This is a genomic window from Vibrio sp. MACH09 (genome assembly GCF_033238805.1).
Lineage (GTDB): Bacteria > Pseudomonadota > Gammaproteobacteria > Enterobacterales > Vibrionaceae > Vibrio.
Genome location: NZ_BSFZ01000001.1, coordinates 2,269,338 through 2,283,095 on the forward strand (window position 1 = coordinate 2,269,338; position 13,758 = coordinate 2,283,095).

8 protein-coding genes and 1 tRNA gene are annotated in these 13,758 nt (G+C 40.4%); 3 read left to right on the forward strand and 6 right to left on the reverse strand.

Features of this window, described 5'->3' with window-relative positions:
* Positions 1-475: 475 nt before the first annotated feature.
* From CHJ_RS10095 to aceA, 6 genes are all read right to left on the reverse strand, one after another.
* Complete coding sequence (locus CHJ_RS10095) at positions 476-2,248, reverse strand: solute:sodium symporter family transporter (RefSeq protein WP_317917601.1); 1,773 nt, start codon at positions 2,246-2,248, stop codon at positions 476-478.
* 390 nt (positions 2,249-2,638) lie between these two features.
* Positions 2,639-2,726, reverse strand: a tRNA-Ser gene (locus tag CHJ_RS10100).
* Positions 2,727-3,042: 316 nt separating this feature from the next.
* Positions 3,043-3,402 carry a glutathione S-transferase N-terminal domain-containing protein gene (locus CHJ_RS10105; RefSeq protein WP_317917602.1) on the reverse strand — a complete coding sequence of 120 codons (360 nt, stop codon included), beginning with the start codon at positions 3,400-3,402 and terminating at the stop codon, positions 3,043-3,045.
* Positions 3,403-3,473: 71 nt separating this feature from the next.
* The gene (locus CHJ_RS10110) at positions 3,474-4,388 is read right to left on the reverse strand and encodes a GGDEF domain-containing protein (protein WP_317917603.1); all 915 of its coding nucleotides are present in this window, start codon (positions 4,386-4,388) and stop codon (positions 3,474-3,476) included.
* 127 nt (positions 4,389-4,515) lie between these two features.
* Positions 4,516-6,942: a GGDEF domain-containing phosphodiesterase gene (locus tag CHJ_RS10115; protein ID WP_317917604.1), complete on the reverse strand. Its 2,427-nt coding sequence runs from the start codon at positions 6,940-6,942 to the stop codon at positions 4,516-4,518.
* Positions 6,943-7,648: 706 nt separating this feature from the next.
* Positions 7,649-8,953 (reverse strand): isocitrate lyase, encoded by a 1,305-nt coding sequence (aceA, locus tag CHJ_RS10120; RefSeq protein ID WP_171752160.1) that lies wholly within the window; start codon positions 8,951-8,953, stop codon positions 7,649-7,651.
* Positions 8,954-10,293: 1,340 nt separating this feature from the next.
* Here aceA and allE point away from each other — a divergent pair.
* The 3 genes from allE (at position 10,294) to allB (ending at position 13,701) form a co-directional block, all read left to right on the forward strand.
* On the forward strand, positions 10,294-11,076 hold the full coding sequence (gene allE / locus CHJ_RS10125; protein WP_171752159.1) for a (S)-ureidoglycine aminohydrolase: 783 nt from the start codon (positions 10,294-10,296) through the stop codon (positions 11,074-11,076).
* A gap of 91 nt (positions 11,077-11,167) precedes the next feature.
* Complete coding sequence (locus CHJ_RS10130) at positions 11,168-12,208, forward strand: aspartate carbamoyltransferase (protein WP_171752158.1); 1,041 nt, start codon at positions 11,168-11,170, stop codon at positions 12,206-12,208.
* Positions 12,209-12,309: 101 nt separating this feature from the next.
* Complete coding sequence (gene allB, locus CHJ_RS10135; RefSeq protein ID WP_171752157.1) at positions 12,310-13,701, forward strand: allantoinase AllB; 1,392 nt, start codon at positions 12,310-12,312, stop codon at positions 13,699-13,701.
* Positions 13,702-13,758 lie beyond the last annotated feature (57 nt).

Consider the following 13,758-nt stretch of genomic DNA (forward strand, 5'->3'; position numbering starts at 1 on the left):
AATGAGCCTTACTCTCCCCAGATTACAATTTAATTAATAACCTTTCGGATGATTTGACTGCCAACAACATGTACGTCGCGTCATTACTTTAATCGCAAGCTTCTCTATTCGCTTTCGATGTCTCTGCCACCTCGGTTAGCAGGAAGTTTATCAACACTCACACCCATTTTACCGTGATCCAAGTCAATTTAGTGTAAACGTTTACACAACTTTCTTTCCCCCTGAAACGAATCCGTCCTAACCAACAATACAGCTGGAAGCATCCATTCTATAACCAGTTAGTCCCAGCAATGAATACCATAGTAACTCATTGATAATATGATAATAAAATTAAAACTCAGGAAGAACTGAAAAAGAAAAATGAACTATAAGGTTTCAAAATAATATGAACAGGCTCTAAAAAACCAGTTCAAACAAGACACCTTAGCAAAGGCAATGAAGCAGAGTGAAATCACTCTGCTTATTAGATTAGAAGTTATTTCGCAGTTTGTTGCTGTAACTGAGCAGAACGACTCTGTTTTTTCTTAATTCTGGCAAATATACCTGCAAGAATTACAATACCGCATAGTGCATAAGTCACCATAAATGCCGTATCACCAGCCACAAGACCTAGGTCAGAGAAAGTTATATAAGCACCTAGAACCATGTACAGAATAACGGCAGACGCTTCGAAGCGGAATTCCCATGGTTTAATATCCATCGATTCATTAACTGGCAGAACATAATCAGTATCACGAGGGCGAATCTTGCCAATGATTAGCATTAAGCTACAACACAGAACAAAAAGTACTGCTAATTGGTGAAAAAAGTGCAGTTCAGCAATAGGTTTAAGTGGTCCTAAGTAACCTTGATAGGCGCTAGGAGTAAACTGAATAATACCGTAAGCAACTACAAATACAGTCAGAGATACCTTAGCCGCAAATGCCGGTACTCGCTTAGTAATGTAGCCCATGAATACGATGGTGAAGATTGGCACGCTGAATAGACCCGCTAAGCGTTGCAACAAATCAAACAAACCATTTGGCGCAAACATAATGAAAGGAGCAATACCAACAGAAAGAATGGCAATAAACAGACCGAATGAACGACCTTTATTAACCAATTCCTGATCTGAAAGTTTGTCTTCTTTATCAAACAATGGTTTATAAACGTTAAGAGTAAATAGCGTTGTTGATGAGTTTAATACACCGTTAAAGGTAGACAAAATTGCACCAAACATAGCCGCTAAGAAGAAACCAACTAAAGGCTTAGGAAGTACTTCATTTACTAAGCGTGTGTACATTGTGTCTGCTTCGTAGCTCTGACCAGATGCATCTACAGTACCAAACATATGGTAAGCAATGATGCCAGGAATAATAAGGAACAGCGGAGTAATCACCTTAATAGCACCCGCTAAAATAACACCTTTTTGGCCTTCTTTGAGGTTTTTGGCTCCCAATGCTCGTTGGATTATCGCTTGGTCAGTACCCCAGTAATAAAGGTTAACAAGCAATAGACCAGTAAACATCGTTGAAAAAGGAACGTTGGGATCATCTTCTGCACCAACGGCTTGTAGTTTTTCAGTCGCATTGGTAGAGATTGTTTCCCATCCATCCATAAAGCTACCGTCACCAAGCACAATAAGACCAAAGATAGGAATCATCAAGCCGCCAACAATAAGGCCTACACCATTTAGCGTATCGGCAATAACAACCGCTTTTAGCCCGCCATAAATGGCGTAGAACAGACCTAATAGACCAATAATGGACGCAATAAGAAGTATCGCAGCGAAACGGCTAATTCCTAGCATGGTTTCAATATCGAAAATACCACCGATCACCATGGCACCCGCATACAGTGTATTAGGCAGCAAGTTAACGATATAACTGAGTAAGAACAATACGGTTACAAATTGCTTAACCGATAGGTCATAGCGCGATTCCAGAAAATCTGGAATGGTGGTAATACCCTGTTTTAAGTAGCGAGGAACAAGGAATAAAGCAATGATGATTAGCGTAATACCCGATGCAACTTCATAGCCCATTACAGACATATTGCCTTTAAATGATAGTGCACTCATACCGACAAAACTGGTCGCAGAGAGGTTGGTCAGTATAAGTGAACTTGCAATTAAACCGCCTGTTAAGCTACGGCCACCTAGAAAGAAGCCATCTTTAGAGTCATCTTTCTGATTCTTGACACGAGACCATGTGTAGATAACCACAAATCCAGTGAAGAAGAAGAATGACAAAAGAATAGTCATTGGCATGATATTTCTCCAAATTGTTAAGATTTAAAATAAGATTAGAATTAAATGATGTTTTCGCAAACTTTGAGCAAAGCTTGCAATGGAAACGTTTACATAGCAAATCACATTGCTGCAGATGAGATCTAGCTCAAATTATAATCTCTATTCAATTTTCCCTTTGTATTGCCAACACTAATGAATGTTATCGCAAACATAGTCATTTACAACGTTAAAGAATGAACAAAATATCAAAGGTATTCAATACTAGGAGGCCTAACCAGATCAGGAGATATAAAGGTTTATTACAGCGACAATCTCTACAAACATATTGAAGTTTATATAAGTCAATTTTTCTAAAGAGATACAACCAAAAAGCCCAAGCTCTTTTTAAAGGGCTTGGGCTTTAGAATATGGCGGAGAGATAGAGATTCGAACTCTAGGACGGTCGCCCGTCGCCTGATTTCAAGTCAGGTGCTTTCGGCCACTCAGCCATCTCTCCGTGTGGCTGAAATAATATAGAGGTTATATTTACTTGTAAACCCCTGAATATGCTGTTTGCTTGAAATGTGAACAAATTAATATTGTTAACCTTAACTCTGCGTCATCTTGTCTTCATCGCTGTACTGATTCTCAAGGTTAAACTCACCCTTTATTGTTTGCTAAATGCGTTCACATCCACCGCTACCACAACTGCTTTCGTGACAGAACGTCAATAGAATTTACCCCGCTTCAGATACAACAAAGCCGCTGGCAAGCAACGGCTTTTCATCAATAATATAAGGTGGTAACCCGTTTCTACATCAACACCAGAATCGTTAAGCAAACTCTTTTTGTAAGTAGGTGATAATATCTGATGACTCGTACATCCACTCAACTTCACCTTCTCGCTCTATACGTAGACAAGGCACTTTAACGGCGCCACCACCAGATAGTAGCGCTTCTCTATGCTCTGTATTTGTTTTGGCGTCTCTAAGTTCAATGTCAATCGACTGGCGCTTCATCGCACGTCGAACTTTGACACAAAATGGGCACGCTTCAAATTGATACAGCGCCATTGAGCTCGCTTTATTATCTACTTCTTGCTGTTCTTCTGCTGTACGGACAATACCTTTGGGGCTAAAAACACTATTTAACGTTAATATGATTTTTCCTAAAAACCAACGTATGAACTTCATAACTTCTCTTTATTATTAAACCAAGCATTAACAACAGTGTAACATCGTTATCAGTCAAGAAATAGCCTTCATTATGTCGCTTGATGGAGCTCTGACACCAATACATAAGGAGACTGAGTGACCTTAGCGTGATACATGGCTTTGTCTGTTTTCTCAATTAATGCCGACAGCTCTTTTTCATCATGAGGCAAAATACCAACCCCCACACTCACACCGACAGAAACCTGATGATCCAGATTGTCTATCGTTATTGGCGCAGATATTAATGTGTTTAATTTCTTGCCAATGCCCCTCGCCTCTTCAATGTAATCTTGGTGATCATTAATGGTAAATAGCACCAAAAACTCATCACCTCCAAGACGAAAACAGATATCGCTGCTACGCAACTGCTCCGATAACCTATTGGCCACCTCTACCAGCAACTGGTCTCCGGCATCATGACCATAGGTGTCATTTATCTGCTTAAAGCCATTTAAATCCATGTACGCCACCCCTAAACAACCCGAGTCATGGACAGCGAGGTATTGTCTTTCCATCACATTTTCTAGGTGACGTTTATTAAATAGATTGGTTAAAGGGTCAGTACTTGCTTCATTTTTAAGGTCATCAATCAGTTCTTGTACGGTAGAGTAGTCCTGAATTGTGGCAATCGCGCACGGTTTGCCTTCAAAGATAATATTTGCAATGGATATACGAGCATTGAACCCTTCACCATTTGCATTTATACAAGGCATAATACTTCGAGACATCATGGCTCTGGCTTGGGATTTATTGGAGATAAAAGTACTTACTTTAGACTCATGCGCCTTGACCATATTTGGCTTCATCAAATCCAGTAGTGTAAGAGTGGCAAACTCATCTCGCGGGTATCCAAACAATGTACTGCACGACTTATTGGCAAAAACAATATTAGACTGCTGATCAACAATCAGTATGGCATCTACCAAGAAATCTAAAAATTGTGATATTTCATTCGATTGTTGCATTACTAACCCCAATGTAAACCTGTGACATATTTATAACTTAACTATATTAGCGCAAATTAGGCGAATAATTTACGTTTTCTAGCTCACAAGAATGCATCGCATTGTCTAATTACAGAAGCATAGACGGTTACCGAGTACAGTTCGTTCGTCGGGTGTAGTTCTGTTTCTCTAGCCAATAAGTGACATCTCGTTCAGGCATTGGCTTTCCGTAATAAAAACCTTGTACTTGCTCACAACCTAACGTGTTTAAAATGTCCGCTTGACGCGCATTCTCAACCCCTTCGGCGATGATATCCAGATGCATCGCTTGCCCAAGGGCAATAATGGATTTGGTGATCAATTTACTGTCTATATCTTTCTCTATATCCAGAATAAAAGAACGATCAATTTTTAACTTGTTCACCGGCAAACTTTTTAAATAACTCATGGATGAGTAACCCGTACCAAAATCATCTATTGAGATGTCGATACCCAAATCCCGTAACTGAGTTAACTGGTGTATGCTCTCTTCCGCTTGATTCATCACAAAGTCTTCCGTGATTTCTAACTCCAACCAGTCAGCTCGAAACTCAGTCTGTTTTAATATTGTGATGATCTCGTCTTGGAACTGACACTGTTTCAGTTGAATACCAGACACATTCACCGCTAATTTACCAAACGGCACACCCGCTAATTGCCATTTTCGTCCTTGTTCACAAGCGTTTCTCAGCACCCAACGACCAATGTCCCACATTAATCCCAACTGTTCGGCCATGGGAATAAAAACGGAAGGAGAAACAGAGCCTAGTTCTGGATTGTGCCATCGCAACAGCACTTCAAAGCCAATGCACTCTGTCTGGCCTAATATCAACTGAGGCTGATAAAACAGCTCAAACTCATCTCTATGTAATGCCCCACGAAGCGCATTTTCTATCGCCATTCGCTGTTTTATTTCGCTAGCGTTCCCCTTGTTAAAAAAGCTAAATTGATTGCGCCCAAGTTGTTTAGCGCTATACATCGCTTCATCCGCATAGCTGATTAACTGATTACCATCTTCGCTGTCTGCGGGATATTGACTGACACCAATGCTGGCGGTCATAAACAACGAATGTTGATTGATCTGAAGAGGGGAATTAAAAGTATCTATCAAACGCTTCAGCGTTTGCAGTATTTCATAAGGTTGCTCTGAGGCTTCAACAACCACAACAAACTCATCACCACTCACTCTCGCGGCAATATCGGTTGACCGAATGCACTCCTTAAGTTTACTCGCCACCGACGCCAGTACCGAGTCACCTACACTATGACCAAAGCTATCATTAATGCTTTTAAATCGGTCGAGATCGATAAATATCACATAAACGAGATTACTGTTTCGTTTCGCACGTTTAATATATTCGTCTAGCCGTTCCGTTAATAACAATCTATTTGGCAGCTTTGTAAGAATGTCATGATGAGCAAGATACTCGAGCTTCTCTGCTGCTTGCTTAAAATAACTGATATCTCGCACAATACAGACATAGCATTGAGTCACTTGATTTTTGTCCGTGACTTTGTCAATCGTAGCGGATAAAGGAACCACCTTATTGCAGCAAGATTTGAGCGTCATCTCTCCTCGCCATGGAGTAACAAGCCGACTTAACTCGATATCATTACTCACTCTAGAGACATCTTGCAGCAAATCATTAAAAGAGAGAGCCAATAGATGAGAACGAGAAAGGCCGCTCATATGGCTAAGAGCCGGATTACTGTCGATAATCGCTCCATCTTGATCCACGACTAAAATCCCTTCAGCCGTTGACTGATAAACCGTTTCTGAAAGTTTCAGCTGTGCTTCTGCTTGCTTTTTCTCGCTAATATCCCTTAATACGCCAACAATACCCACTTGTTTGCCTTTATGATCAAAGAAAGGAAAATAACGTGTTTCAATATACATCTCAGCATTTGTTGATGTGATATGGCGACGCTCATATTGGACCAGCTCGCCTTTCATGGCCTTGATCAAATACGGTTTATATGAGGCATAGGCGCCAGCATCCAATACCGAGTCTGCGGAGCAACCAATGACCTGTTCAGATGATTTGCCCAGCATCTCTAAATAGGCATTATTGGCAGCCAGATAAACAAATTGCTCATCTAGCACAATTAACATATCAATCGAGGAGGTAAAAAGTTGCGCATAAATATTGAGCTGCTTTTCCGCCCGAATTCGTGGGGTGATATCGTGGATAACGCTAAATAGCTGCTTCTCTCCTCTAAAGTCTATAGGGCTTGAGTAAACTTCGACATTCCTAATCTCACCATTAGCCAACTTGTGAGGAAAAACAAAATAGTTGCGCTTTAACGAATGCGCCTGCTTTATTTCTCGTTCTACTTGTTTCGGTGTTAGCTGGTTTATGTCTTTAATGTTGAGGGTTTTAATATCACGACTGTTATAACCATAAAATTGACAGGCGGCACTATTGGCTTGCAGGATCTGACCATTTTGGGGTGAGATTAGCAGCATAGGAATATGGCTTTCATCAAAGACATTTTGGTAGGTCTCTCTCATCGCTACTAACGTTGAACTTGTCACGACATCACACTCCTTGTGATACTACCTTTACACAAAAACACAACGTTCTCCTGGCAAATTAAGCCCACGAACTTATTTGATGTATCTGTTTAATGAATGCGCCAATAACCACAAATAGAGAGAGGCTATATCTACTCATTTAGTATAGGAGTGATTACTAATATTAAACTTAAAATAGCAAGGTAAGATTGCAAAGATGTGTGATAGGTTAAGTTTTGACAAAGAGAAACAATGAACCAGGCGGGCTTATTTTACGGTTAGGGCTAGAAAATCAAGCAGACAGTCCGATAACACAACCACTCTCATTTCTAAACCCAACCCCAAAATATCAACATGCTAGAGTTGATCAACACTACTATAAGTGAGAAAAGCTTATACGAACACTTATCAAATTCCCTACAAACCAATAAGTTACAATATAAAATTTATGTTCAAATACAGTAGGCATAATTACACTAGAACAAGGCAATTACTTAAAATATGTCAACGACATATTTATGCTAAGAAGTAGTCTAATTAAATATCAATTAGAGATTACTCCTTATTAAGATGAACTCAGAATCGTGTTCATCTTAGTAAGGAAAGTGGTTTTCTGTTCCACCAAAACAAGCATTACAAACGCAGTGACTACAAAATCTATTGGTTAAAAGAGAGGCTTCCCAAGGGGCAAAACGGAAGCCTCTATAAAACTTGATACGTTTAATGGTTAAAACTGATCTTCTTCAGTAGAGCCCGTTAACGCCGTCACCGATGACTCGCCACCTTGAATGGTATTGGTCATTTTATCAAAGTAGCCAGTGCCCACTTCTTGTTGGTGTGCAACAAATGTATAGCCACGTTCAGCCGCTTCAAACTCAGGACGCTGTACTTTTTCTACGTAGTGGCGCATTCCTTCACCTTGAGCATAAGCATGAGATAGTTCAAACATGTTGTACCACATGTTATGAATGCCCGCTAAAGTGATGAACTGATATTTAAAGCCCATATCAGACAGTTTTTGCTGGAACTGAGCGATGGTTTCAGCGTCTAGGTTTTTCTCCCAGTTAAACGAAGGAGAACAGTTGTAAGCTAATAGCTGATCAGGGTACTGAGCATGAATAGCGTCAGCGAACTTTTGCGCTTCTTCTAAACAAGGCGTTGCGGTTTCACACCAAATAAGGTCAGCGTATGGTGCATAAGCCAAACCACGAGAAATAGCTTGGTCAATACCAGCACGTACACGATAAAAACCTTCAGACGTACGCTCACCCTCAATGAAATCGCGATCATAAGGATCGACATCGGAAGTCAACAAGTCTGCTGCATTTGCATCTGTTCGAGCAATAACAAGCGTTGTGGTTCCGGATACATCAGCAGCAAGACGAGCCGCTACTAATTTTTGTACCGCTTCTTGTGTTGGAACAAGAACCTTACCACCCATATGGCCACATTTTTTAACTGATGCAAGCTGGTCTTCAAAGTGAACACCGGCAGCGCCTGCTTCAATCATTCCACGCATCAACTCATAGGCGTTAAGTACGCCGCCAAAGCCGGCTTCAGCATCCGCTACGATAGGCAGAAAATAATCCACACCCTCTTCTGGGTTCCCACCGGTAGACCACTGAATCTGATCCGCACGACGGAATGAGTTATTAATACGTTTTACAACCGCTGGAACAGAATCCGCAGGATAAAGCGATTGATCCGGATACATTGTCGAGGCGGTATTATTGTCGGCAGCTACCTGCCAACCAGAAAGATAAATAGCTTCTATGCCCGCTTTGGCTTGTTGTACCGCTTGACCACCAGTCAACGCGCCTAAGCAGTTAACATAACCTTTTTTAGATGAACCATTAACCAAATCCCAGAGCTTGTCTGCTCCACGCTGCGCGATAGTATTTGCCGGTGCAAAAGAACCTCGAAGATTAATGACTTCTTCTGCGGTATAAGTACGTTTGACGTTCTTCCAACGTGGATTTTCTGCCCAGTCTTTCTCTAGCGCTTCGATTTGCTGCTGACGACTTAATGTCATATCAGTTTCCCTCGTGTCATTAGTGATAAATAGATTAACGTATACTCAAGTACATATATGTTGTTAATTAATATTTCCGCTGACAATAGTAATAGTGAAATAATTACATTGCCGATAATCAGGAACTCATTGGATACTGATATAGATGAAAAAATGCACCAAGCCTTTCCTGACATTTACAGCCTAAACACTTAAGCCATATAATTTATTTAATTCATGTTTATGACAATGTCTTTATACGGACAATGTAATTACACAGACAATGTAATCACAATTCTCTATTTTTGACGTGGCTTATGATAAAGGCCAACACCATAAAACAGCAACACTATTTACAACATGAATATAAGAAGGATTTAAATAAAATAGCATTAATGAAGTAATGTAAATAGAAACAAGAACACAGTACTTTTTAATATATTTATTTTTACTCCTAACGGTATATCTACATTCTTCAAGAATCAGATAGCTTAATCAGTGAATCTGGTCACACTTTACCAGAAAACAGCAAATACCAGACTTAGATCACATTTATCAATATCTATCTTGGTCCGCTCAGGTTAATTGGCGAATTTCTTCCAAAATGCATATTTATTTTTAATTTATAAGAATAGATTTATAGTTTTCAGATATATTTTAAATTCAAACACACGGCTGTTTTTGCTGAAAAAACAGCCACTAATCACGCAGTAAAATCTAAATTTCCAAAATTATCACATTTGACAAAATCCTGACAAAACCCTGACTAAACAAGGCTTACAAAACATTAGCAAACACAGAAAACAGACATTTCTCGAACCTCGCTCACAATTATCCAATTAAATTTAATAAGGTGATCAACTTCACTGAAAACCTTTTTTGAACATGCATTTTGTCTTTGTCAAATAAATTTCGTGACCGCCAACCAGATTCCAATAATTATCCATATTAGTGTGACCAACTTCACTGACACACACCACAAACACACATGTTTTCGATAATGTCAACAAAACATGGTGACCCTCATCACATATTTTAAATTAGCCAAAAAAGCGTGATGAGGTTCACTGAATAGACCCCATTAATATCTCAATATTGACGCAACAGAGTTATTTAGAAAGGTGAAAGACCATTTATAAAGCGGTGATTAATCTGAAAGAAATTACTTGTAGTTATCCATTATCATTAATTGCAAATAATTAATCCTAGTTAGCACTGCAATAATATCAAATGTTATATAGCTATTTATTACCTGCCTTGTCGCTTAAGAATATTAGCTATCTCTTATTCTAATGTTACTTTTTCATGCAGATTATTATCTGTACGTATTCCTTTTACTTAAATTTTACAGGTGAAGCCCTATGTTTCCAGAATTAAAAACCAGGTCTAAAATCAGACTTAATGAATATGCCGTTATTCCAACTGAGGGACGTGTTATCAATGTTATTCCGGGAATTGAAAACTGTGAATTAACTATTGTTGGCTCTCCTCAACTTACTTGTCCATTTGTTCAGCTTGTTGGCTTGGTAAAACCTGATGGCCACACCAGCCGTCCTTACGCTGCAGAAGAAAACGTAGAGTCATTTATCTATGTCATTGATGGCGCGGGAAAATTAAAAGTAACCGTTGAAGAAGAAACGCAAGAACTGGTTGAAGGCGGTTACGTTTATGCTCCACCGGGAGCGGGCTTACAATTTAGCAATGATACAGACCAACCAGTACGAGTGTTAATTTATAAGCAAAAATATCAACCTGCTGAAGGCTGCGCACCTTACCGTGTATTCGGTAATGTTAACCATTCTGATTATATCCAATACATGGATCTTCCTGGTATCTGGGTCAAAGATTTACTACCAACCGATATCAATTTCGATATGAACTTCCATGTTCTCTCTTTTGAGCCAGGACGCTGTCACCCATTCATTGAAACACACCAGCAAAACCACGGTGCATATGTTCTAGAAGGCCAAGGTATTTACCTATTAGGGGAAGACTGGATCCAAATCATGCCAGAAGATTTCATCTATTTCGCACCATTCCAACAACAATGTTCATACGCCGTTGGTGACTCATATATGGGCGAAAAAATGCCGAATTTCACATACATATATTCAAAAGATTGCAACCGCGATCCAATTTTATAACGCATCCAATACTGAAATAGAAACACTAACTACACGGGTTATTTAACCTCTCGTTAAATAACCTAAGAAACAAATACTGAAGGAGAACCACATGGCTTTAGGTAATGATTTTACTACATGGGACATTCGTAAAAATCTCGAAGCAACAAATTTAAAGGGTAAAAACCTCGAGTTTGTTGATGATATGACTAAAGACGAGATCCTAGCGCTGTTTCGTGCAGCGGAGCAAATCGAACCTTTCTTAAAAACAGGTTGTAACCTACTTGAAGGTAAAACGCTATATACCCTGTTCTATCAACCATCTACTCGTACTCGTAGTTCACATGAAGCTGCAATGTTAAGACTTGGTGGTCGCGTTATCTCTGAAGCATCACCTAAAACTAACTCTGCGACAGCAAAAGGTGAATCACTGTATGACGGTCTTAGAACCATCTCTAACTACGCTGACTGTATTGTGCTTCGTCACCCTGAGTTTGAAGAAGTAGATGAAGCGTTGGCCTACGGCAAGAAAACCGGTGGCATTAGCCCAATGATCTCCGGTGGTTGGGGTCACGTTACTCACCCAACTCAAGGTTTATGTGTAGATGCATACACTTGTTACCGCGCATTTGGCAGTAAGTTTGAAGATATGACTATCGTTGTATCAAGCCCGGATCTCTCTCGTGCTCGTTCTGGTCAATCATTCGCTCTAACACTCGCAGCACTTGGTGCTCGTATTGTTTATCACGGATTAAGCGAACTAAAAACGCCACCAATCGTTAAAGATAAGTTGGATACATTAGGCGCGAACTATGTGGAATATAACAATCTGTCTATTGGCGAGTATGAGCAAATGTTGGTTGATGAAAATGTCGACATGATCTATTTACCAGGCTCTTCAGTAAAAGACGACGATCCACTGAAAGCCCTATTTATGGACAACATCGATAACTTCTATGTTTCTTTAGACATGCTAAACCGCGTGAAAGAAAAAACAGGCAAAACCATCGGTTTGTCTCACTCGTTACCTCGTAACGCTGGTGAATTCGATTACGAATTCGATACATCACCAAACGAAATGTACTTCAAGTCTCTGGATTTCTCAGTGGCGTGTCGTGCAGCACTTATCGCGGCAATTATCGGCGTCGCGTAACTCGAGTTTAAGGGAGGAGTTAGAGTCTTCTCCTCCCTTAATTATTTATTAGCACTACCGTTCATAAAGTCTATTCGCAAAGCGAATGCTAAGGATGTTAGATGAAGAACCAAGTCGATTTAGTCATCAAGAATGCCAAAGTAGTTTTAGAAAATGGTGTTATCGACGCTGTAGTTGCGGTCAAAAACGAACAAATCGTTGCTATTGCGGATGCACAAATGGAGTTTGACGCAGCAAGCGTAATCGATGCTCAGGGTAAATACCTCATGCCGGGCGCCGTTGATCCTCATGCCCACATTTGGGAGCCAACTAATTTTCCACAACGTGAAGATTGGTTTACTGGTACTCAAGCTGCTGCCGCTGGCGGTGTTACAACACTTGTAGAGATGCCTCTGTCAGTTCCACCGGTCACCAACACTGCTACATTTGCGTCAAAAAACCAGATCATCAGCAAAAAATCCATCGTAGATTACGCTCTTTGGGGAGCACTATGTAAACACTCGGTGGGCAATTTCGAAGAACTTCATGAGTGTGGTTGTACCGCCTATAAAGGCTTTACTCCGTTCGCGAGCCCAGACTATCCACATGTAGAAGATTACGATCTATTGCAAGCGATGGAACAGATCAAACAGTTTGATGGTTTGGTTGGTATCCACGCTGAAAACGCCGACATCGTAGACAAAGCTCAAAAACACTATTCCGAGCACGGTCCATTTAACGGCGCGACCCACAATATCGCAAGACCAGAAATTGCTGAAGTTGAAGCGATTCAACGTGTTTTGCTATTTGCTAAAGAGACTGGCGTTCGCATTCATATTTGTCACGTAAGCACCGCAAAAGCATGGCAAATGGTAGAGCGCGCAAAACAAGATGGTGTTCGAGTGACCATCGAAACTTGTCCTCACTATTTAGTACTTGATACCGACGATCTCGATACCCATGGCGGATTTGCCAAGTGTAACCCACCACTGCGTACACCTGAAAATCAGACAAAGCTATGGGAAATGGTTCTAGATGGTCGAATCGACATGATTGGTACTGATCACACTCCTTATACCGATGAAGATCGTCTTCAGCACGGTAAAGACATTTTCAAAATGCCTCCAGGTATTGGCGGAATGGATTTAATGGTGCCGTTGATGCTGGACGAAGGGGTCAACAAACGTGGTCTTTCAATGCCACGATTGGCGAAATTACTTGCGACGAATCCAGCCAAGCTTATGGGCCTTTACCCTCAAAAAGGCGTCATAGCGATAGGTGCAGATGCTGACTTTGCACTGGTTGATTTAGAAAAGTCGTGGACATACAGCTACCAAACTTCTTACGCAAAAGCGAAGTGTGAAAACAATCCATACCAAGGCAAACAACTAAAAGGTCGAGTAGAAATGACCTTCGTACGTGGCCGCTGTGTATTTGATGGTGAAAACGCAATCGACGATGCCGGGTTTGGTCAATTAATCAAAAAAGGACAACACCAAGAACTGAGTTCCTGATGTTATCCCTGCTGTCTGCGGGAACGATTATCCGCAGACAACAACCCAAAATTATAG

Coding starts and splice junctions, on each gene's coding strand:
- CHJ_RS10095 (WP_317917601.1), bottom strand. CDS start 2,248: ATGCCAATGACTATTCTTTTGTCATTCTTCTTCTTCACTGGATTTGTG.
- CHJ_RS10110 (WP_317917603.1), bottom strand. CDS start 4,388: ATGCAACAATCGAATGAAATATCACAATTTTTAGATTTCTTGGTAGAT.
- CHJ_RS10130 (WP_171752158.1), top strand. CDS start 11,168: ATGGCTTTAGGTAATGATTTTACTACATGGGACATTCGTAAAAATCTC.
- aceA (WP_171752160.1), bottom strand. CDS start 8,953: ATGACATTAAGTCGTCAGCAGCAAATCGAAGCGCTAGAGAAAGACTGG.
- CHJ_RS10105 (WP_317917602.1), bottom strand. CDS start 3,402: ATGAAGTTCATACGTTGGTTTTTAGGAAAAATCATATTAACGTTAAAT.
- allE (WP_171752159.1), top strand. CDS start 10,294: ATGTTTCCAGAATTAAAAACCAGGTCTAAAATCAGACTTAATGAATAT.
- allB (WP_171752157.1), top strand. CDS start 12,310: ATGAAGAACCAAGTCGATTTAGTCATCAAGAATGCCAAAGTAGTTTTA.